We start from the raw sequence: 21,234 nt of genomic DNA, 5'->3' as shown, positions 1-21,234 counted from the left end.
TTTAATAATTTATTTGTTAAAATCTATAATGTGGTATCTTATTTGTAATTTTAACTTTTTAAGAAAAAGATTTATGAGTAAGAAAATTAGAAAGCCGATAAAAAATGAGAAAGATTTCTCGAGCAAAATAGTAAAAATTTTATCGCAAAGCCCAAATAAAGCATTCAATTATAAACAGATAGGAGCAAAGTTAGAACTTGATGATACAAAAAGCAGAAATCAGATTATAAAAGATTTAAAAATTCTGGCTGCTTCAAAAAAAATTATAGAAACTGAACCTGGTAAATATTTAGTAAAAGCCGTAAGTCAGGATTATTACGAAGGAACAATTGATATGACCAGTAGAAAAACGGCATATTTTATTTGTCCTGATTTTACAGAAGATGTTTTTATCCCGACAAATAATTTGAATCGTGCTTTAGACAAAGACAAAGTAAAAGTTTACGTTTATAACCGTAGAAAAGGAAAAAGACCTGAGGGTGAAGTAATTGAAGTTATAGAAAGAAACAAGACAGAGTTTGTTGGTGTTATTGATATCCAGGCAAATTTTGCTTTTGTCTCTACTGCAAATCCTAAAATGTATACGGATATTTTTATTCCAAAAGATAAAATTGGTGAAGCAGAAAATGGTGATGTTGTTTTGGTTACCATTGAAGACTGGCCAAAAAGAGCTGATAGTCCGTTTGGATCTGTAATCAGAGTTTTAGGAAAACCGGGAGAACATAATACAGAGATTCACGCGATTTTGGCTGAATATGGTTTACCTGCAGATTTTCCGGTTGAAGTAGAAGTGTATGCTCAAAAAATAGATACGTCAATTCAGGAATCTGAAATTGCAAAACGTCGTGATATGCGTGATACGCTTACGTTTACGATAGATCCAAAAGATGCAAAAGATTTTGATGATGCCTTGTCTTTTAAAAAGTTAGAAAATGGAAATTACGAAATTGGTATTCATATTGCCGATGTTTCTTATTATTTGGAAGAAGGAACAATTTTAGATGATGAAGCTTATCAACGTGCCACTTCTGTTTATTTAGTGGATAGAGTAGTGCCGATGCTTCCTGAAGTTTTGTCTAATTTTGCTTGTTCGCTGCGTCCAAATGAAGAGAAATATACATTCTCTGCCATATTTGAAGTTTCGGAAAATGCACAGGTTATCAACCAATGGTTTGGAAGAACAGTAATTTATTCTGATCAGCGTTTTGCTTATGAAGAAGCACAATATATCATTGAAACAAAAGATAGTACGATTCCCGTTGATGTTTCGATTACCGGAGAATCTTACACAGTTTCTGATGAAATAAAAAATGCAACTTTAAAATTAGATGAATTAGCTAAGATTTTAAGAAAGAAAAGAATGGCAAATGGTGCTATTTCTTTTGATAAAGTAGAAGTAAAATTCAACTTAGATGCTGAAGGAGAACCAGAAGGCGTTTACTTTAAAGTTTCTAAAGATGCCAATCATTTGATTGAAGAATTCATGCTTTTAGCCAATAGAAAAGTGGCTGAATACATTGGAAAACAAAAGAAAACATTTGTTTACAGGATTCACGATGAACCAAATGAAGACAAATTAATTGCGATGCAAACCGTAATTGCTAAATTTGGTTATAAAATTGATTTCCGTAACAAAGGAGATATTTCGAAGTCTTTGAATGCATTGATGGAAGAAGTAAATGGGAAAAAAGAACAAAACTTAATTGATACTCTTGCGATTAGAAGTATGAGTAAAGCCAAATATTCAACAGATAATATTGGTCATTATGGTTTAGCTTTTGATTATTACAGTCATTTTACTTCGCCAATTCGTCGTTATCCTGACGTTATGGTACATCGTTTGCTACAATATTATCTGGATAATGGAGCTTCTGTAGATGATGAAGTTTATGAAACAAAATGTTTGCATTGTTCTAATATGGAAAGTTTAGCAACTAATGCCGAACGTGACAGTATTAAATACATGCAGGTTAAATATATGCAGGATCACCAGGACGAAGAATTTTTGGGAGTTATTTCAGGAGTTACAGAATGGGGAATTTATGTTGAAATTGTTTCTAACAAATGTGAAGGAATGGTAAGAATCAGAGAAATTAAAGATGATTATTATACTTTCGATGAAAAGCAATATGCTTTAGTGGGCGCAACTTCAAATAGTATATTGCAATTAGGAGATGAAATTTATGTTAAAGTAAAAAATGCAGATTTAGTTAAAAAACAACTGGATTTTCATTTTTTAAGAAGAGCAGAATAGTTGTTAAATTAAAAAATAGAGAGATGAAAAAGTTATTAATAGGAGCTGCAATTCTTGTTGCACAAATGTCTTTTGGTCAGGTTACTAAAGAATTAGGTGATTTTGATACAGTGAAAGTTTATGATAAATTAAGTGTAAAACTAGTTCAGTCTTCTGAAAATAAAGTTGTTATAAAAGGAGCAAGAGAAACAGAATTAGAAGCTGTTAATAAAAATGGTATTTTAAAAATAAGAATGCCTTTTCCAAAACTTCTTTCAGGAAATGACCTCGAAGTGACTTTGTATTATAAACACATTGAATTAATCGATGTGAATGAAGGTGCAGAAGTTACCAGCAAGGAAACATTGAAAGCAACTTCATTTAAAGTAAGTGCTCAGGAAGGTGGTAAAATCAATGTAGATTTGGATGTTGATAAACTAAATGTTAGTTCTGTTTCAGGTGGAGAAATTACTTTAACTGGTAAAGCTTCAAACCAGGATGCAAGCCTTGGAGCAGGGGGATATCTTCTGGCAAGTAAATTAAGTACTGCTCAAACTAAAGTAAGCGTTTCTGCGGGAGGAAAAGCAGATGTGAATGCTTCTACTCTTGTTGATGCAAAAGTAAGCGCAGGAGGCTCTATTTACATTTACGGAAAACCAAAACAAATCAATCAGAAAACTGTTCTTGGCGGTAAGATTGAAGAAGTAAAATAAATCAATTTGTATTGGAATGATAAATGATATTTTAGCTGGGCTGCCATGGGGAATTTTCTTGAGCTTTATGGTAGGCCCGGTATTTTTTATACTATTAGAGACCAGTATTACAAAAGGATTCAGAGCTGCAATTGTCTTTGATTTTGGTGTAGTATTAGGGGATATTTTTTTTATAGCAATTGCTTATTTAGGGAGTTACAGATTAATTCAGAGTTTAAAAGATAAACCGGCACTTTTTATTTTTGGCGGAATTATAATGGTGGCTTATGGAATCATTTCTTTCGTAAGATTAAGAAATGAAGAAAAAATTGATGACGAAGAAATAGATCGTGATATTATAAAAAGAAATTACGGTAGTTTGTTTATAAAAGGCTTTTTACTCAACGTTATTAACATTGGAGTTCTGGGTTTTTGGCTGGCAGTTATCATTTCTGTTGGACCAAAATTAGAAATGCAAAACTCAAGAATGTTTACTTTTTTTACTTCAGTTATCATTACTTATTTGCTGGTTGATTGTATTAAAATACTATTAGCTAAACAATTAAAATCTAAAATGACACCAAGAAATATTCTAAAAATTAAAAAAGTTATTAGTATTGTTTTAATGATTTTTGGATTGGTTTTAATAACACAAGGCTGGTTTCCAGGTGAAAAAGAAATGGTTAAAAACGCTTTTGAAAAGATTGAGAAGAAGTAGTTGTTAATAACCTTAAAATATAAACTAAAACCTCTGAATGTCAGAGGTTTTTTTATGTTTATAACTCAAAGTGTCTTTGCGAGTAACGAAGCAATCTCACGCAGTTTGTCATTCTGAGGAACGAAGAATCACACTAGAAACTCCGTGTAGTAATTCGCCAATCTTTGTAGAATATCTAGTGTGATTCTTCGTTCCTCAGAATGACAAGATTGTGGAAAAATCAAACAAAAAAACCTCCAAGTTTCCTTGAAGGTTTAGAGGATCGTCTGGATTCGAACGTAAATTTTTATCTAATTTTTTCTAAAAATTAACCACAAAAAAACCTCCAAGTTTCCTTGAAGGTTTAGAGGTATCGTCTGGATTTGAACGTAAATCTTTATCTAATTTTTTCTAAAAATTAACCCATAAAAAAACCTCCAAGTTTCCTTGAAGCTTTTAGAGATATCGCCTGGATTCGAACGTAAATTTTTATCTAATTTTTTCTAAAAATTAACCATAAAAAAAACCTCCAAGTTTCCTTGAAGCTTTTAGTGGTATCGTCTGGATTCGAACGTAAATTTTTATCTAATTTTTTCTAAAAATTAACCATAAAAAAAACCTCCAAGTTTCCTTGAAGGTTTTAGAGGCATCGTCCGGATTCGAACCGGAGTAGGAGCTTTTGCAGAGCCCAGCCTAGCCGCTCGGCCACGACGCCGTAGTTGAACGGATGGCAAAAGTAACTAAAATCTTTAAAATTCAAAACTTTAAAAGTAACTATTTTAAAAAATTAGTTATTTTACCTGAAAGAATTACCTTCTAGTTTCCGTCATTTTAATAGTAACTGATTCAACATCACCACCAATAGGAGGATTTATTTTAGAAACCCAAACCGTTGTTTTTTCTATCATTTCTATTTCTGCAAGTACCCTAATATTGATTCTTTTGGCCACATGTTCTAATAAATGTGAACGAATTGCCATTTCTTCAGCTACAATTCTGTTCAAATGTACATAATCAACAGTGTCAGCTAAATGATCTGTTTGTGCTGATTTTTGTAAATTGGTCTTAATTTTTAGATCAACAGTGTAATCAGATCCAATTTTTCCTTCTTCAATTAAACATCCGTGGTAAGAGAAAGTTCGAATGTTTTTAAGTTTTATAACTCCCATTTTTATTATTTTATTCTTGTAGTATTTGGATCTTGATAATTAGATGTTAACGCTAGAATGAAAACTATTTTTTTGCTCTCATCTACTTTAAAATGAATGGTATAAGGAAATTTTTTTAAAGGTAAGGTGCGAATCGTTTCATACTTTTCCTCGAAAAAAGGAATACTCTCTAATGTTTTGCGATAACTTTTGAATTCTAAGTAGAATAATTTTCCTAGTTCTTTGCTTTCAGATTCATAATAATTTGCTGCTTCATCAACTTCAAGTTTTGCTCGTGAAAGTATTTGAATTTTAAAATTATTTACAGCCATTTCTTATCCATTTCTTTTTCAAAATCTTCCCAGCTTACAAAATCTTCTGGTTTTGCATTTTTCAATCGTTCTAAAACCATTTGTTGCTGCCATAGTGGAATTTCATTAGTAATGTTTTCATCAATAGAAACATCAGGAACATGTTTAAAAAAACTAACAAAAGTTTCGTAAAAATCGTCTGGAATTGTAACAGTTAATTGTCTCATAACTTTAAAATTTATACAAAAATAGTAATTAATTTAGTTTCAGGTTCTAACTTTCAGATTTACTGAGAAGTTTCCAAAGAAAACCACAAACTGTAAACCATAAACTGTAAACTTTTTTATCTTTGCTAAAATTACTATAAAATAATGGCATCAGAAGAGAAATCACTCAATTTTATTGAACAAATCATAGAGGAAGATTTAAAATCAGGTCTTTCCAAAACTAAACTTCATTTTCGTTTTCCACCAGAACCAAACGGTTATTTGCATATCGGACATGCGAGTTCTATTGCTTTAAATTTTGGTTTAGGAATTGATTATCAGTCACCTGTAAATTTACGTTTTGACGATACGAATCCGGAAAAAGAAGAGCAGGAATTTGTTGACGCCATTAAAAAAGATGTCGAATGGCTAGGTTATACCTGGGCAGAAGAACGTTATGCTTCTGATTATTTTCAACAATTGTATGATTGGGCTGTTTTATTAATTAAAAAAGATAAAGCCTATGTTGATAGCCAGTCTTCTGAAGATATGGCAATTCAAAAAGGAACTCCGTCAACTGTTGGAACTGATAGTCCGTTTAGAAATCGTTCAGTTGAAGAAAATTTAGATTTATTCGAAAGAATGAAAAACGGCGAATTTGAGGCTGGAACTCATATTCTTCGTGCAAAAATAGATATGAAATCTACCAATATGTTGATGCGTGATCCTATCATGTACAGGATTTTACACAGACATCATCATAGAACGGGAGACGATTGGAAAATTTATCCCATGTACGATTGGGCACACGGACAAAGTGATTATTTAGAAGAAATCTCACACTCATTTTGTACATTAGAATTCTTGCCTCACCGTGAATTATACGATTGGTTTTTAGACCAGATTATTGATGAAAATCAGATTCGTCCAAAGCAAAGAGAATTTGCAAGACGTAATCTTTCGCATACAGTGGTCAGTAAAAGAAAATTACAGCAACTAGTTAAAGAAAAGCATGTTAACGGTTGGGATGATCCTAGAATGTCTACGATTTCCGGGTTAAGAAGACGTGGTTATACTGCTGCTTCATTGCGTAATTTTGCCAACACAATTGGTATTGCAAAACGTGATAATTTAATCAATGTATCGGTTTTAGAATTTTGTATTCGTGAAGATTTGAACAAAATTGCACCTCGTGTAATGGCTGTTTTAGATCCTGTAAAATTGGTAATTACAAATTATCCTGAAGGAAAAGAAGAGTGGTTGGAAGCCGAAAATAACCAGGAAGATGAGAATGCTGGTTTCAGAAAAGTTCCTTTTTCAAGAGAATTATACATTGAAAGAGAAGACTTTTTAGAAGAAGCTCCGACAAAGTTTTTCCGTTTGACTTTAGGAAAAGAAGTGCGTCTTAAGAATGCGTATATCATTAAAGGTGAAAGTGTTGTAAAAGATGCTAGCGGAAATATTACTGAAATTCACGTAACTTATGATACCGATTCTTTAAGCGGAAGCGGGACAGAAGCAAGCCAAAGAAAAGTGTCTGGAACCTTGCATTGGGTTTCAATTTCTCATGCTATTGAAGCAGAAGTTCGTATGTACGACCGTTTGTTTACCGATGAAGCTCCGGACAGTTATAAAGAGAAAAATTTCTTAGATTTTGTAAATCCAAATTCATTAGAAATCATCAAAGGATTTGTAGAGCCAAGTTTGGCAACGGCTCAAAATGAAGACAAATTTCAGTTTCAACGTTTAGGTTATTTTACTGTTGATAAAGACTCAACTACTTCAAAACTAGTATTTAATAAAACTGTTGGATTGAAAGATGCCTGGGAAGAAAAAGGTAAAAAAGAAGAAAACAGCATCAATAATTCTTTAAAAGAAATAAATAAATATTTTAAAGTTGAGACAAAACCAGAACGTATCGCAATTGAAAGTGCAATAGGGGAGAGCATCAAAAATGTTTCGAGTTTTTCTTTATTACAAAATTCATTAAAGAAAAATATCAACAATAATAAAGCTTCATTATTGTTTGCTCAATTTATTCTGAAATATTCAAGTTTGAAATCTTCTGATTTTGAAGAAGAGGATATTAAAAAATTATACAATATGTCTCTTAGAAGTGAGTCGACTTATGTTCGATCAAAAGCACTTTTAAATTTAAGAGATATTGAAAATGAAACTTTCAAAAATCAGTTTGATGATGAAATTTTAAAATTATATTCAAATCCTCCAAAAAATGCTTCGGAGAGAGAAATTGAAATTCTTGCCGAAATGGTGAAGAAATAATATTATTAAAATCTATTGGAAAGCGCTTTATATAAGCGCTTTTTTTATTATTTATATTTTCTATTGAAAATTTAAAAATAATAAATATTTTAGATTAAAAGTGACCTTTATAAATTAATTTTAAGCTATTTTTTTACTTCTTCCGTCTCAATATTCATCTTTCAAAAGATCATCTTTTAAAACGCTTTATTTTAGTTTTAGACCATATTTCACGCCTCTTCACGCGTTATTAACAGTGAATTGTTTATAAGTACAATTTATGTAGTTTTTACGAAAAATGAATTGAATTTTGTTTTCTAAAATTTGATAAAAGGAAGAATTATAATTTTCTTCGTAAATCAATTTAATTGATTAATTTTTATATTTCAGTAGTTTATATTTATTATATATTATAACTATGTTAATATAATAATTGATAGTTTTTATAGATTAAAATCAACCTTCATAAATTAATTTTAAGCTATTTTTTTAATGCATCCGATACATTATTCATTTTTTGAATTATTGTTTAATATTGGTCTTTATTTTACTTTTCACTGTTATTTTTGTCAGTTTAACGGGTTATTAACATACAATTGTTTATAAAGTTGGTATTTTTATCCAAAGGTCAAATCTGAAATTTTATAATTTTAAAAATGACACTTTAAGAATCTAAATTGAGTTTTTCTAAAATTTTAAAAATTATTTTTAGGTTTTAGAATAATTCTAAGTCTGAATTCTGAAAATTGGTTTTATGGTCAATTTTGATTGTGATTTTGTTTTGATAATACTTCAATGTATAAATAAGTATTTTTCAATTGCATTACATAATTTTCAAATTTCATGAAATTAGTTTTGTGGTTTATTTAAATTTTGATTTTCATTTGAACTAAGAAATTTTTTAATCCTTTAAATTTAATTATCATGAAAAATTTATTTTTTACACTAGCTATTTTATTTGCAAATATTGCAATTTCTCAAACTCATCAAATTACAAAACACAATGGTGAACAATTGGATGTAAACTTTATCAAAAACGAAAATGGTCTAATTTATTATGCAGTAAACGGAAGTGCAGAAGAACACAAAATTAGTAAATATGCAGTTTCACAGATTACCAATAAACAGACAAATCAAACTCAAAAAATATCTGATAAAGTTATAATTGATTCAAAATCAGATTATTCAATGGTAACTGTTTTACCTCAGGAAAAAACAATTGGATTAAAACAAGCAGCTAATTTTACCGGAGTCTCGACAAAGACAAAAGGAGAACCGCCTATGGCTAATAAAAATCATACAGCTATGAGAATCAAAACCAAATCAGCATCAAATGGTTATCCTTTTGTAAGCATTATCGAAAAAGATGGTAAATACGAAGCTGTTGCTTACGTGTATTAATTTTATTGTTAATTACTGGTAAATATTTTTTAATCAATTATTTATCTTTCAAAAATACTGTATCTTTAGTATTCATTTAAATTTTAATATTATGTCAAATAATTCAAATACAATAGCGGCTATTTTAGCTGGTGCGGCGGTAGGAGCGGCAATCGGAATTTTATTGGCTCCGGATAAAGGTTCAAATACAAGAGCAAAACTTAAAGAAGGTTTTGATGATGCAAAAGGCAATTTAAAAGATTCATTAGGAGCTACTTCTGATGTTCTTCGTGAAAAATTTGCTGGAGCAACACAAAATCTTGACGGAACTTTAGATGAGTTGCTGTCGAATGTAAGTCATAAAACTGAAGAAGTTATTACTTTTTTAGAATCTAAATTGGCCGATTTGAAAGCTCAAAACGCTAAACTTCAAAAATAATAATCTCTTGAAACACAAAGCTTACTTAAGAAACTAAGGAAGTTTTGTGTTTCTTTTTTTAATATAAAATTAAATTATGGCTTTTGAAGAGTTAAAAGAAAACACAGAAAAAATTCAGGATCAGACTAAAGTTTACATTGAAAGCCATTTAGCTTATTATAAACTTTGGGGTTTTAAGGTTGCAATGAAGCCAACAACTTTAATTTTAAAGTTTACTTTGATTTTATTGTGTTTTACTATGGTGCTGTTTTTTGGATCTTTTGCGGCTGCTTATGCTTTTGGAGATTTATTCGGAAGTAATGCTCTTGGATTTTTAGCAGTAGGAGGGATCTATCTTTTGTTTACAATTTTACTTTTCTTTATAAAAGATAAGATTGTGGAAGGACCGATTTTAGAGAAGTTTTCAGAAATATTTTTTAACGATTAATAAATATGGAAAAGAAAAAATACTCCTCTTATGCTGAAATCGACAGAGATTTGGAAATTCTAAAATTAGAAAAAGATATAAATTATCAGAAATTAGTTTTGAGTTTTCAGAAAACGAAAGAAGGCATTACACCACAAAAAATCGTAAATGGATTTGTTTCTTCATATACAGATTACTTTTCAAAATCCTATCCAAAAATTTTACAATCCATTTTACCATTTGTTTTCAATTGGTTTATAAATAAAAAAAGAGGCCGTTAAGCCTCTTTTTCATTGTATTATTGTTGTACATCTGGTTGAATGTCATCTTCATAACCAGATTGTGGCTGTATTGGTTTTGGTTTTTCTACTTTTTTATTTGTCTTTTTCATCATTTCGCCAACCTGGTTTGAGGCTGTAAAAGATGCCACCATATTATTCAGCATATCACTTCCGGCTTGTGGTGAATTTGGTAACAAGATTAAATTCGAGTTTGCATCGGCACCAATTGCTTGTAAAGTATCATAATGTTGCGTAACTACAATTAGGGCAGAAGCTTCTTGGGAATTGATTCCAACATTATTCAAAACTTCAACACTTTCTACTAAACCTCTTGCAATTTCACGACGCTGATCTGCAATACCCTGACCTTGTAAACGTTTACTTTCTGCCTCAGCTTTTGCCTTTGCAACGATTCTGATTCTTGAACTTTCAGCTTCAAATTCGGCAGCCGTTTTTTCTCTGTCGGCAGCGTTGATTCTGTTCATGGCATTTTTTACCTGAATGTCCGGATCAATATCAGTAACCAAAGTATTGATAATATCATAACCATAAGTAGTCATAGCTTCATTCAATTCTCTTTTTACAGCAATTGCTATATCATCTTTTCTCTCAAAAACGTCATCTAATTTTAGTTTTGGAACTTCGGCACGAACCACATCAAATACATAAGCGGTAATTTGATCATGCGGATATTCCAGTTTATAAAAAGCATCATATACTTTTTCCTGAATAACTTTAAACTGAACCGAAACTTTCATTTTGATAAAAACGTTGTCTTTGGTTTTGGTTTCGATGATAACATCTAACTGTTGAATCTTCAAATTTACACGTCCGGCAATTCTGTCTACGATTGGAATTTTTAGTTGTAAACCTGAATTTCTTACGCTTAAAAATTTACCAAATCTTTCGATTACAACAGATGATTGTTGTTTCACAGTAAAGAAAGACGAGAGGAAAATAAAAAAACCGAAGATTAAAATGATAATAAATGGAATACTCATAATGATATTGATTTAAGTTTTATGGATGCGTAAATTACGAATATTCTCCCAATTTAAATTTTTTAAAGTATAAAAAAACGCTAAGAACATTTTATGAATGTTTCTTAGCGTTATGATTTTCTTTTTACCATTAAGGGATTAAGATAAATTAAGCTTAGCTTTATGAACTTAATATCTTATTGGTAAAAATATTCTAATTATAAAGTTGCAATCGCTTTCTGAATTCTCGAAATAGTTTCTTCTTTTCCGATGATTTCAACGATGTCAAATAGGTGAGGACCTTTCAAAGCTCCAACTAAACTCAAACGGAAAGGCTGCATAACTTTACCCATTCCAATTTCGTTTTTGGTTAACCAGTCTTTTACAATTGCTTCGATGTTTGCAGAATCAAAACCGTCAATATATTCAAGAGTCGAAATCAATTCCTGCATTAAAGCTGGAGTTTCTTCCTTCCAGTTTTTGCTTGCTTTTTCATCATATGAGGTTGGCGCCTGGAAAAAGAAATCAGTCAAATCCCAAAATTCAGAAACGAAATGCGCTCTTTCTTTAATCAAAGAAACAATTCTTGTAACATCAAATTTAGAAACATCAACAGCTTTTTCTATCAAAATAGGAGAGAAGCTTTTCGCTAAATCAGCATCATTTTGTTTGATTAAATATTGGTGATTGAACCATTTATTTTTCTCTGGATCAAATTTTGCTCCCGATTTGTGAACTCTGTTTAAGTCAAAAGATTCAACTAATTCTTCTAAAGAAAATAATTCTTTGTCTGTTCCGTCATTCCAGCCTAACAAAGCAAGGAAGTTTATAACCGCTTCTGGGAAAAATCCTTTCTCTCTGTAACCAGATGAAATCCCTTCTTCCGTTTTCCATTCTAAAGGAAATACTGGGAAACCTAATTTATCCCCATCTCTTTTTGATAATTTTCCGTTTCCAACCGGTTTTAAAATCAAAGGTAAATGTGCAAATTCCGGAGCATCCCAACCAAAAGCTCTGTACAATAAAACGTGAAGTGGCATCGATGGCAACCATTCTTCACCACGAATCACGTGTGATGTTTCCATCAAATGATCATCCACAATATTGGCTAAATGATACGTTGGCATTCCATCACTTTTAAATAAAACTTTATCGTCAAGTAAACTGGTTTCAAATTTTACATCTCCACGAATAATATCTTTTAGATGTAAAGTTTCATCAACCGGAGTTTTAAAACGGATCACATAATGTTCTCCATTTGCAATTCTTTTAGCAACTTCATCAGCAGAAATTATTAAAGAAGTATCTAACTTTTCACGGATTGTATGATTGTAAATAAATGTTTTTCCTTCAGCTTCTTGTTCTTTTCTTAAACTGTCAAGCGCTTCTGGAGTATCAAAAGCATAATAGGCCCAACCAGAATTGATCAGCTGATCTGCATAAGTTTGGTATAATTCCTTGCGATCACTTTGTCTGTATGGACCAAATTTCTCATTCTTGCCAACAGTTTCTTCAGGAGAAATTCCTAACCATTCCAAAGCTTCCATAATATAAGCTTCGGCACCAGGAACAAAACGAGTCTGATCTGTATCTTCAATTCTTAAATAAAAAACACCGTTGTTTTTTTTGGCAAATAAATAATTAAATAGGGCAGTACGAACTCCGCCAATATGTAAAGGTCCTGTTGGACTTGGTGCAAAACGCACACGAACTTGCTTTGACATTTGTTTAAATTTTGATGCAAAGATACAATTCTAATTAGAGAATTAGAAAATGAGTTTAATTAGATAATGCCTTGCTTGTAGCTTAATTGACTAATTTTCTCATTGATCATTATCTAATTAAAATTACTACTTTTATGGGTTATAATTAAAAGAGATTTTATTTTGAAAACAACATCTGCTATATATCAAAAATTAGAAGCGTTTATTAAAAAATATTATACAAACGAATTGATAAAAGGAGGACTTCTTTTTATCGGTTTCGGATTGTTGTACTTTCTATTTACACTTTTTATTGAGTATTTCCTTTGGTTAAAACCTCTCGGAAGAACTCTTTTATTTTGGATATTTATAGGAGTAGAAGTTTTTCTTTTGTTCCGATTTATTTTGTTTCCAATTTTTAAGTTATTCAAACTTCAAAAAGGAATCGATTATAATCAGGCTTCAACTATTATTGGAAATCATTTTACTGAAGTAAGTGATAAGCTAACGAACTTTTTACAGCTTTCGGCTTCTGAGAATTCAGCAGAAAGTTCGGAGTTGATGTTGGCTTCAATAGAACAAAAAGCAAATTCATTGCAGCCAATTCCGTTTGGAAATGCTATCAATTTTAAAACAAACAAGAAGTATTTGCCATTGGCCATTATTCCAATTTTGCTTTTTGCTGTGTTTTATATTTCAGGAAACAGCAATGTAATTTCTCAAAGTTTAAATAGAGTAGTACATTTTAATGCTACATTTTTGCCACCGGCTCCATTCAAATTTGTTGTGCTAAACCAAAATTTGCAAACAGAACAAAACAAAGATTTCGTTGTCAAAATGGAATCTGTTGGAAATATAGTTCCGGAGAATGTGATGATTCATATTGGTGATGAAAGTTATTTTATGGAATCTTCTCAGCCAGGAAAGTTTGAATTCAAGATTGAAAAACCAGTTGAAAATGTTTCTTTTTCTTTTGAAGGAAATTCAGTTTCATCTGAAGAATATGAATTGAAAGTAATCACAGTTCCATCAATTGCCAACTTCGAAATGGTTTTGAATTTTCCATCTTATCTAAAAAAGAAATCAGAAACTATTCAGGGAACTGGAAATGCAATCGTACCAGAAGGAACTTTGGTAACCTGGAAAATGAATACACAGTCGACTCAGGAGATTGTTTGGAAAGATGAAAAGGCAACTTTTAAGTTTAATAAAGCCGAAAACGAGTTTAAATTGGCTAAAAATATCAGTCAAAATACAGAATATCAAATTCTTACTTCGAATAATAAAGTCAAAAACTACGAAAAACTGGATTATCAGCTGTCAGTTATAAAAGATCAGCATCCATCGATCACCGTTTCGCCTGCGCCAGATAGTTTAAAGTTAGATAAAAATTATGTATTAGGAAGATTGGGTGACGACTATGGTTTGTCAAAATTACAGGTTGTTTATTATGAACGTAACAAACCACAAACTGCAAAGCGTGGAACCATTCCGGTAAAGCAAGCTGTTTTTGATCAGTTCGTTTTTAACTTCCCAAGTAATCTGGCTGTAGAAGAAGGAGTGTCTTACGAATACTATTTTGAGGTTTTTGATAATGATGCACCGCACGGTTTTAAGAGTACAAAGTCTTCTGTTTTTTCTGATCGTGTTTCTACTACAGATGAAATTCAGGATATGGAATTGCAGCAGCAAAATAACAATATCAATAGTTTAGAAAAGTCTTTAAAAAATCAAAACAAGCAATTTTCTGAGATGGATAAGATTCAGAAAACGGGAAAAGAAAAAGATAATTTAGAATTTAAAGATCAGCAAAAAGTAAGTGATTTTATCAAACGTCAGAAACAACAAGACGAAATGATGAAACAGTTTGCTGAGAAAATGAATAAGAATTTAGACAAGTTTCAATCTGAAAAGAAAGATAAAACTGCTGATGATTTGCAAAAGCGTTTGGATAATGCAGAGAAAGATTTAGAAAAAAATCAGAAGTTGATGGATGAATTGAAGAACCTAAACGACAAATTACAAAGCGAAGAGTTGTTTGATAAGATGGAAAAATTCAAACAAATCAGCAAAAATCAATCTCGTAATTTAGAACAATTAGTTGAATTAACGAAGCATTTTTATGTAGAAAAGAAAGCAGAACAGGTTGCAGAGAAATTAAATAAACTAGCAGACGAACAAGAAAAGCTTTCTAACAAAGAAGGAGAAAATACAAAAGAAAAACAAGATGATATTAATAAAGCCTTTGATAAAATCAAAGAAGATTTGAAAGATTTGAAAGAAGAAAACAAGTCGTTGAAATCTCCAATTGATATTCCTTCTGATGCTTCGAAAGAGAAAGATGTAGATTCTGATTTGCAAAAAGCTTCTGAAGAATTGAGTAAAAAGAATACTTCTTCGGCGAAGCCAAAACAAAAAAGTGCTGCAAAGAAAATGAAAAGTATGTCGCAGGAAATGCAGTCAAGTATGGAGGGCGGAGATCAGGAACAATTGGAAGAAGATGTTGCAATGCTTCGTCAGATTTTGGATAACCTGTTAGCCTATTCTTTATCTCAGGAAGATGTGATGAAACAATTTAAATCTATGAAACTGGGTTCTTCTGCTTATACAAAGAATATAAAGATTCAGCAGAATTTGAAACAACAGTTCAAACATGTCGACGATAGTTTGTTTGCATTATCATTACGTAATCCAAAAGTAGCAGAAGATGTAACCAAGGAAATTGGAAACGTACAATATAATATAGACAAAGCAATTGAGACTTTGACAGATGTTCAGGTTCCAAAAGGAGTTTCGCATCAACAGTATGCAACTTCATCTGCAAATAAACTAGCCGACTTTTTAAGTGATTTATTAAACAACATGCAAATGTCTATGTCTAAACCGGGAGCTGGAAAACCAAAACCAGGAGACGGACAAGGAATGCAATTGCCGGATATTATTCAAAAACAAAAAGGCTTGGGTGATAAAATGAAAGAAGGAATGAAGCAGGGGCAAAAACCCGGGGATGGAAAACAAGGCCAAAGTGGAGAAGGAAAACAGGGGCAGGGAAAAGAAGGACAAGGAAAAGAAGGACAAGGAAAAGGAAGTCAGGGAAAGAATGGTGAAGGTAAAAATGGACAAGGAAATAAAAATGGAGGTGAAGGAAAAGATAGAGAAGATGGAGAAGGAGATGCTGAAGCAATCATGGAGATATATAAAGAACAAGTAAAACTTCGTGAAGCGTTGCAAAAAGAATTAGCAAAGCAAGGATTAGATTCTCAGGGTAAATCTGTAATCGATCAAATGAAAGCTTCAGAAAAGCAACTTTTAAATAAAGGTTTTAAGAATGAGAACTTGCAACGCATCCTTAATATTCAGCAAGAATTATTAAAACTAAACAATGCAGTTCAACAACAAGGTCAGGATACGAAGCGTCAATCTGAAACAAATAAGACTGAATTTTCTAATAGAACGAATGCTTTACCAAGCTCACTTTTAGAATATTTAAACAGCGTAGAAATTTTAAATAGACAATCACTACCTTTGCGCTCGAATTTTAATCAAAAGGTTCAAGAATATTTTAATACAAAATGATCAATTTTAATTACGAAACCGAATTTACTTTAGATAACGAACAAGCCTTTTCTGATTGGTTGAGTGCTGTAATAGTTTCTGAAAAGAAAACAGAAGGAGAGATAAATTACATTTTTTGTGATGATGATTATCTTCATAAGATAAATGTAGAATATTTAAATCACGACACATTAACAGATATTATCAGTTTTGATTATACAGTTGGAAACGAATTAAACGGAGATATTTTTGTTTCTGTTGAAAGAGTAGAAGATAACGCAAAGGATTTTAATGTTTCTTTTAAAGAAGAATTAAAACGAGTTTTGGCTCACGGTATATTACATTACTGTGGTTATAAAGATAAAAGCGATAATGACGCTGAATTAATGCGTTCGAAAGAAGACGAAAAGATTGCGATGTTTCACGTGAAACAGTAGATTAAGACTCTAATTTTTTAAATCATAGATTCTAATTGTTTCACGTGAAACATAATGAAAGATGTTTATATAACGTTTCACGTGGAACAATTGTGAGAGTTTGATTTTTAATTTGATATTCAAGTTTTGAATTATAATCTTTTAATCTGTTCCACGTGGAACAGATTTAGTTTAGAATTTTAATTTGTGTTTATATGAAATCGTTCCACGTGGAACACGATGTATTAATTAAGACTTGAGTTTGTAAGTTGTGTTTGAAAGTATATTGTTTCACGTGGAACAGATATTAGCGTGAAATTGAAGTTTAGAGAATTTGAAAATTGCGCGTAAGCGCCGTTCCACGTGGAACAAAAGAATAAAGAATTTAATTCTGAGAACCGACTTAAATGGTATCCCGGAGAATAAGAGATAAAATGTTTTTAGAAGAATACGATGTTATAGTAGTTGGTGCAGGTCACGCTGGATCTGAAGCCGCGGCAGCGGCCGCAAATTTGGGATCGAAAACCTTATTGGTTACGATGAGCCTGCAGAACATTGCACAGATGTCTTGCAACCCTGCCATGGGCGGAATTGCAAAAGGACAAATTGTGAGAGAGATTGATGCGCTTGGTGGATACTCGGGAATTGTTTCTGACCGAACTGCAATTCAATTCAAGATGTTGAATAAATCAAAAGGACCTGCAATGTGGTCGCCGAGAGTTCAAAGTGATCGAATGCGTTTTGCTGAAGAATGGAGAATAATGTTGGAGGGAACTCCAAATTTGGATTTCTATCAGGAGATGGTAAAAGGTTTGATTATCGAAAACGGAAAGATAAAAGGAATCAGAACTTCGTTGGGAGTAGAGATTCGGTCTAAATCTGTTGTGTTGACAAACGGAACTTTTTTGAATGGTTTGATTCATATTGGAGAAAAACAATTTGGAGGAGGAAGAGCTGGTGAAAGTGCAGCAACCGGAATTACCGAAGATTTAGTGAATGCAGGTTTTGAAGCTGGAAGAATGAAAACAGGAACGCCACCACGTGTTGATGGTCGCTCTTTGGATTATTCTAAAATGAACGAAGAAAAAGGGGATGCAAAACCGGATAAGTTTTCTTATTCGGATTTAACCGTTCCGTTAACGCATCAAAGATCTTGTCACATGACGTATACGTCTTTGGATGTTCATGATATTTTGAGAGAAGGTTTTGATCGTTCGCCAATGTTCAACGGGAGAATCAAAAGTCTTGGACCAAGATATTGTCCTTCGATTGAAGATAAGATAAATCGTTTTGCAGATAAAGAACGTCACCAATTATTTGTTGAACCGGAAGGATGGAATACTTGTGAAGTTTACGTAAACGGATTTTCGACTTCGCTGCCGGAAGATATTCAATTTAAAGCCTTGAGTTCTGTTGCCGGTTTTGAGAAAGTGAAATTCTTTCGCCCGGGGTACGCAATAGAATATGATTATTTTCCGCCAACACAATTGAAACATACTTTGGAAACAAAGCTTGTTGAAGGTTTATATGTTGCCGGACAAATAAATGGAACAACAGGATATGAAGAAGCAGCTTCGCAAGGATTGATGGCCGGAATAAATGCACATTTAAAAGTGCATGAAAAAGCGCCATTAATTTTAAAACGTGATGAAGCATATATCGGAGTTTTGATTGATGACTTAATTACGAAAGGAACAGAAGAACCATATCGTATGTTTACATCAAGAGCAGAGTATAGAACTTTGCTACGTCAGGATAATGCCGATTTCAGATTAACGCCAATGTCACACGAAATTGGTTTGGCTTCTGAAGCTCGTTTACGAAGAATGGAAAAGAAATTAAACGAATCTGAAAAGATGGTCGCTTTCTTTAAAGAGACGAGTGTTTCGGTTGCAGAAACAAATCCAATTTTAGAAGCGAAAGAAACAGCTCCGATTACGCAAGGTGATAAAATGTTTAAAGTTTTCTCACGTCCGCAAATTGATTTGGAGGATATGATGAAATTCGAAAAAGTAAAAGAGTATATCGAAGCGAATGATGTTGATCAGGAAATTTTGGAACAAGCCGAAATCCAGGTGAAATATTCCGGTTATATCGAAAAAGAAAGAAACAACGCTGATAAACTAACTCGTTTAGAAGAAGTGAAAATTCCGGAGAATTTTGATTATAATAAAATTAAATCAATGTCGATTGAAGCGAAACAAAAGTTGGGCAAAATTCGTCCTGTAACAATTTCTCAAGCTTCAAGAATTAGCGGAGTATCACCAAGTGATATTTCTGTTTTGTTGATTTATATGGGGCGTTAGGAATTTTAGATTTGTGATTTTAGAATTTGGATTGTGTTGTAATCTGTAATTTAAACTTAGATATGTTCCACGTGAAACTATTTGTGGTTTATGTTTTAAAATAATCTAAAATTGATCCAATATCCTGGAGACAGAAATCTAAAATTATATTTGTTCCACGTGAAACGAATTTAATATAGTTTTGTCATTCCGAGGACGAGGGATCTTCATTGGAAGATCGACAAAGATTATTTTCTCTGATTGTGAAGTCACTTATGGAGATTCCTCGTTCCTCGAGATGACAGAGGAATAAATTTAAATTTTTTCTTTTATGAAGATTATTGAAAAAGAAGTTTTATCGGCAGAAGAAAAAGAAATTTTAAGAGAACTTTGGAACAATGAATATCCGGCAAGATTGCATTTGAAAACTTCTGAAGATTTTGAATTGTATTTAAACGGAATTTTAAATACAAAACATTATTTGCTGTTTGATGATTCAGATAAAATTATTGGATGGACATTTACTTTTTTGAGAGAAGGAGAAGATTGGTTTGCGATAATTCTGAATAGTAAAATTCAGGGAAAAGGAAACGGTTCACTTTTGATCAATGAAATTAAAAAGAAAAAAACGAGTTTGAACGGTTGGGTGATTGATCAGGAAAACGAAATAAAACAAAATAGCGAATTGTATAAATCTCCAATACCGTTTTATATTAAAAATGGTTTTACAATTTTGACTGAAACAAGAGTTGAAAATGAAAAAATGTCGGCTGTAAAAATAAATTGGAGAAGCTAAAAGAAAATATAAATACTAAAATAATAAACCCTAAAAGTGAAATTTGGCTTTTAGGGTTTTGCTATAAAATTAAACCAAAATCCCTATAATTAAAAAATGGACGTTTTAAACAAAAAACATTTTCTTACTGTAAAAGACCATTCTGTATCTAAAGAAATTTTCGAATTGTATCACGACGAAACTTTAGACATGTTGATTACATCTCCGCAACCAGATTTAGAAAATCTTGGAAAATATTACGAAAGCGAAGATTATATTTCGCATACAGACAACAAACGTTCGCTGTTTGAAAAAGCATATCACTTTGTGAAAAATATCGCTTTAAAAAACAAACTCAATTTGATTAATGGGGAACAATCTCAAAAAGGAAGAATTTTAGACATTGGTGCCGGAACCGGAGATTTTTTATTAACGGCGAAAAATGACGGTTGGGAAACTGTTGGAGTAGAACCAAGCGAAAGAGCAAAAAATATTGCCAAGCAAAAAGGAATTTCTTTTGTTGATGAAATTAGTGTTCTTGAAAATAATTCATTTGACGTCATTACCATGTGGCACGTTTTGGAACACGTTCCAAATTTAGAACTTCAAATTCAGGAATTGAAGCGATTGCTAAAACCAACTGGAACATTAATTGTTGCGGTTCCAAATTTCAAATCGTACGATGCAAAACATTACAAAGAATTTTGGGCAGCTTTTGATGTGCCAATTCATTTTTGGCATTTCTCAAAAAAAGCCATTCAGTCACTTTTTCAAAAAGTAGATATGAAGTTAGTAAAAGTGCTTCCGATGAAATTTGATTCTTTTTATGTGAGCTTATTATCCGAAAAATACAAAACCGGAAAAATGAATTACATCAGTGCGTTTTTTGTTGGTTTACGATCAAATTTAAAAGCGAGCCGCACAAAAGAGTATTCATCGCACATTTACGTCTTAAAAAACAGCTAAAACGCAAAATAAGCGCATTTACGGCGCTTTTTTGGTTCTAGCGAGTTGAAATATCCTCTTTTTGGAGAAATCAGCTCTAATAAAAGCTATAGAAGCCACTTTTAATAGTGGTTTTTTATGCTTTAAGATGATTCCATAAATAAAAACAATACCAAAAAAACGTGTGTTTTTTTAAATTTTGCGCTGAATTTTCAGATTTCAAATTCGAAAATTCAATGATTTGAAAATTGCTAAAAATTTTGCTTTTAAGGCGGAAATTTTTTTTCAGTATTTTTTCAATAGTAAATTCAAAAATGATGCTAATCGAATTTTTATTCGAATTTCTGTTTTTTGAAAATTACGAAACAGAAAAATGAAATTTTGGTAATTTCCTTGGCTGTGATTAATTTTGAAATCATCACATAGTAAAATGGTATTGGATGTACATTTTGCATCTTAAAAAACGACTAAAACGCAAAATAAGCACATTTACGGCGTTTTCTCAACAAGAACGAGGCTT

18 protein-coding genes and 1 tRNA gene are annotated in these 21,234 nt (G+C 31.8%); 13 read left to right on the top strand and 6 right to left on the bottom strand.

Going from position 1 to position 21,234, the window contains the following annotated elements; genetic code table 11:
* The first annotated feature begins 73 nt into the window (after positions 1 to 73).
* The 3 genes from rnr to SD960_RS05350 are packed head-to-tail and all read left to right on the top strand — an operon-like array spanning position 74 to position 3,643.
* Positions 74 to 2,254: a ribonuclease R gene (gene rnr / locus SD960_RS05360; protein WP_318801320.1), complete on the top strand. Its 2,181-nt coding sequence runs from the start codon at positions 74 to 76 to the stop codon at positions 2,252 to 2,254.
* Positions 2,255 to 2,277: 23 nt separating this feature from the next.
* Positions 2,278 to 2,946: a head GIN domain-containing protein gene (locus tag SD960_RS05355; protein ID WP_318801319.1), complete on the top strand. Its 669-nt coding sequence runs from the start codon at positions 2,278 to 2,280 to the stop codon at positions 2,944 to 2,946.
* A 16-nt stretch (positions 2,947 to 2,962) separates the two neighbouring features.
* On the top strand, positions 2,963 to 3,643 hold the full coding sequence (locus SD960_RS05350; protein ID WP_318801318.1) for a LysE family translocator: 681 nt from the start codon (positions 2,963 to 2,965) through the stop codon (positions 3,641 to 3,643).
* Positions 3,644 to 4,266: 623 nt separating this feature from the next.
* Here SD960_RS05350 and SD960_RS05345 read toward each other — a convergent pair.
* The 4 genes from SD960_RS05345 to SD960_RS05330 form a co-directional block, all read right to left on the bottom strand.
* Positions 4,267 to 4,337: transfer RNA gene (locus SD960_RS05345), tRNA-Cys, on the bottom strand.
* A 94-nt stretch (positions 4,338 to 4,431) separates the two neighbouring features.
* Positions 4,432 to 4,791: a dihydroneopterin aldolase gene (gene folB, locus SD960_RS05340; RefSeq protein WP_318801317.1), complete on the bottom strand. Its 360-nt coding sequence runs from the start codon at positions 4,789 to 4,791 to the stop codon at positions 4,432 to 4,434.
* A gap of 5 nt (positions 4,792 to 4,796) precedes the next feature.
* On the bottom strand, positions 4,797 to 5,102 hold the full coding sequence (locus tag SD960_RS05335) for a hypothetical protein (protein WP_318801316.1): 306 nt from the start codon (positions 5,100 to 5,102) through the stop codon (positions 4,797 to 4,799).
* Positions 5,093 to 5,308, bottom strand: a complete 216-nt coding sequence (locus SD960_RS05330) for a hypothetical protein (RefSeq protein ID WP_318801315.1) — start codon at positions 5,306 to 5,308, stop codon at positions 5,093 to 5,095. Before SD960_RS05330 ends, SD960_RS05335 begins: the two co-directional genes overlap by 10 nt.
* A 144-nt stretch (positions 5,309 to 5,452) precedes the next feature.
* Here SD960_RS05330 and SD960_RS05325 point away from each other — a divergent pair, with 144 nt between their 5' ends.
* From SD960_RS05325 to SD960_RS05305, 5 genes are all read left to right on the top strand, one after another.
* On the top strand, positions 5,453 to 7,570 hold the full coding sequence (locus SD960_RS05325; RefSeq protein WP_318801313.1) for a glutamine--tRNA ligase/YqeY domain fusion protein: 2,118 nt from the start codon (positions 5,453 to 5,455) through the stop codon (positions 7,568 to 7,570).
* 903 nt (positions 7,571 to 8,473) lie between these two features.
* Positions 8,474 to 8,950, top strand: coding sequence for a hypothetical protein (locus SD960_RS05320; RefSeq protein ID WP_318801312.1), 477 nt, complete (start codon positions 8,474 to 8,476; stop codon positions 8,948 to 8,950).
* Between the two features lie 91 nt (positions 8,951 to 9,041).
* Complete coding sequence (locus SD960_RS05315; protein WP_318801310.1) at positions 9,042 to 9,368, top strand: YtxH domain-containing protein; 327 nt, start codon at positions 9,042 to 9,044, stop codon at positions 9,366 to 9,368.
* 76 nt (positions 9,369 to 9,444) lie between these two features.
* The gene (locus SD960_RS05310; protein WP_318801309.1) at positions 9,445 to 9,795 is read left to right on the top strand and encodes a competence protein; all 351 of its coding nucleotides are present in this window, start codon (positions 9,445 to 9,447) and stop codon (positions 9,793 to 9,795) included.
* A 5-nt stretch (positions 9,796 to 9,800) separates the two neighbouring features.
* Positions 9,801 to 10,055, top strand: a complete 255-nt coding sequence (locus SD960_RS05305) for a DUF6327 family protein (protein WP_318801308.1) — start codon at positions 9,801 to 9,803, stop codon at positions 10,053 to 10,055.
* A 17-nt stretch (positions 10,056 to 10,072) separates the two neighbouring features.
* Here the strand turns inward: SD960_RS05305 and SD960_RS05300 are convergent, their stop codons facing one another.
* Positions 10,073 to 11,056, bottom strand: coding sequence for an SPFH domain-containing protein (locus SD960_RS05300; RefSeq protein ID WP_318801307.1), 984 nt, complete (start codon positions 11,054 to 11,056; stop codon positions 10,073 to 10,075).
* A gap of 197 nt (positions 11,057 to 11,253) precedes the next feature.
* Entirely contained in the window at positions 11,254 to 12,759 is a 1,506-nt protein-coding gene (gene gltX / locus SD960_RS05295) for a glutamate--tRNA ligase (protein ID WP_318801306.1), read from the bottom strand.
* 162 nt (positions 12,760 to 12,921) lie between these two features.
* Here gltX and SD960_RS05290 point away from each other — a divergent pair, with 162 nt between their 5' ends.
* The 5 genes from SD960_RS05290 to SD960_RS05270 all read left to right on the top strand — a co-directional run bounded on the left by SD960_RS05290 (position 12,922) and on the right by SD960_RS05270 (position 20,735).
* Complete coding sequence (locus SD960_RS05290) at positions 12,922 to 16,314, top strand: DUF4175 family protein (RefSeq protein WP_318801305.1); 3,393 nt, start codon at positions 12,922 to 12,924, stop codon at positions 16,312 to 16,314.
* Entirely contained in the window at positions 16,311 to 16,730 is a 420-nt protein-coding gene (gene ybeY, locus SD960_RS05285) for an rRNA maturation RNase YbeY (protein ID WP_318801304.1), read from the top strand. The genes SD960_RS05290 and ybeY overlap by 4 nt, the downstream gene beginning before the upstream one ends.
* A 413-nt stretch (positions 16,731 to 17,143) precedes the next feature.
* A complete protein-coding gene (gene mnmG / locus SD960_RS05280) occupies positions 17,144 to 19,015 on the top strand; it encodes a tRNA uridine-5-carboxymethylaminomethyl(34) synthesis enzyme MnmG (protein WP_318801303.1) in 1,872 nt (623 codons plus the stop codon).
* Positions 19,016 to 19,325: 310 nt separating this feature from the next.
* Positions 19,326 to 19,790 carry a GNAT family N-acetyltransferase gene (locus tag SD960_RS05275; protein WP_318801302.1) on the top strand — a complete coding sequence of 155 codons (465 nt, stop codon included), beginning with the start codon at positions 19,326 to 19,328 and terminating at the stop codon, positions 19,788 to 19,790.
* A 96-nt stretch (positions 19,791 to 19,886) separates the two neighbouring features.
* Positions 19,887 to 20,735, top strand: a complete 849-nt coding sequence (locus SD960_RS05270) for a class I SAM-dependent methyltransferase (protein ID WP_318801301.1) — start codon at positions 19,887 to 19,889, stop codon at positions 20,733 to 20,735.
* The last annotated feature ends 499 nt before the right edge of the window (positions 20,736 to 21,234 follow it).

This window comes from Flavobacterium sp. MMLR14_040, from assembly GCF_033657265.1.
Lineage (GTDB): Bacteria > Bacteroidota > Bacteroidia > Flavobacteriales > Flavobacteriaceae > Flavobacterium.
Note: the sequence above shows the minus strand (reverse complement) of the source record. Positions and strands in the feature narration are given on the sequence as shown.

What these genes read in the sequence shown, in the direction of transcription:
- rnr (WP_318801320.1), top strand. Translation starts at nt 74, where the DNA reads ATGAGTAAGAAAATTAGAAAGCCGATAAAAAATGAGAAAGATTTCTCG.
- SD960_RS05355 (WP_318801319.1), top strand. Translation starts at nt 2,278, where the DNA reads ATGAAAAAGTTATTAATAGGAGCTGCAATTCTTGTTGCACAAATGTCT.
- SD960_RS05350 (WP_318801318.1), top strand. Translation starts at nt 2,963, where the DNA reads ATGATAAATGATATTTTAGCTGGGCTGCCATGGGGAATTTTCTTGAGC.
- folB (WP_318801317.1), bottom strand. Translation starts at nt 4,791, where the DNA reads ATGGGAGTTATAAAACTTAAAAACATTCGAACTTTCTCTTACCACGGA.
- SD960_RS05335 (WP_318801316.1), bottom strand. Translation starts at nt 5,102, where the DNA reads ATGGCTGTAAATAATTTTAAAATTCAAATACTTTCACGAGCAAAACTT.
- SD960_RS05330 (WP_318801315.1), bottom strand. Translation starts at nt 5,308, where the DNA reads ATGAGACAATTAACTGTTACAATTCCAGACGATTTTTACGAAACTTTT.
- SD960_RS05325 (WP_318801313.1), top strand. Translation starts at nt 5,453, where the DNA reads ATGGCATCAGAAGAGAAATCACTCAATTTTATTGAACAAATCATAGAG.
- SD960_RS05320 (WP_318801312.1), top strand. Translation starts at nt 8,474, where the DNA reads ATGAAAAATTTATTTTTTACACTAGCTATTTTATTTGCAAATATTGCA.
- SD960_RS05315 (WP_318801310.1), top strand. Translation starts at nt 9,042, where the DNA reads ATGTCAAATAATTCAAATACAATAGCGGCTATTTTAGCTGGTGCGGCG.
- SD960_RS05310 (WP_318801309.1), top strand. Translation starts at nt 9,445, where the DNA reads ATGGCTTTTGAAGAGTTAAAAGAAAACACAGAAAAAATTCAGGATCAG.
- SD960_RS05305 (WP_318801308.1), top strand. Translation starts at nt 9,801, where the DNA reads ATGGAAAAGAAAAAATACTCCTCTTATGCTGAAATCGACAGAGATTTG.
- SD960_RS05300 (WP_318801307.1), bottom strand. Translation starts at nt 11,056, where the DNA reads ATGAGTATTCCATTTATTATCATTTTAATCTTCGGTTTTTTTATTTTC.
- gltX (WP_318801306.1), bottom strand. Translation starts at nt 12,759, where the DNA reads ATGTCAAAGCAAGTTCGTGTGCGTTTTGCACCAAGTCCAACAGGACCT.
- ybeY (WP_318801304.1), top strand. Translation starts at nt 16,311, where the DNA reads ATGATCAATTTTAATTACGAAACCGAATTTACTTTAGATAACGAACAA.
- mnmG (WP_318801303.1), top strand. Translation starts at nt 17,144, where the DNA reads ATGTTTTTAGAAGAATACGATGTTATAGTAGTTGGTGCAGGTCACGCT.
- SD960_RS05275 (WP_318801302.1), top strand. Translation starts at nt 19,326, where the DNA reads ATGAAGATTATTGAAAAAGAAGTTTTATCGGCAGAAGAAAAAGAAATT.
- SD960_RS05270 (WP_318801301.1), top strand. Translation starts at nt 19,887, where the DNA reads ATGGACGTTTTAAACAAAAAACATTTTCTTACTGTAAAAGACCATTCT.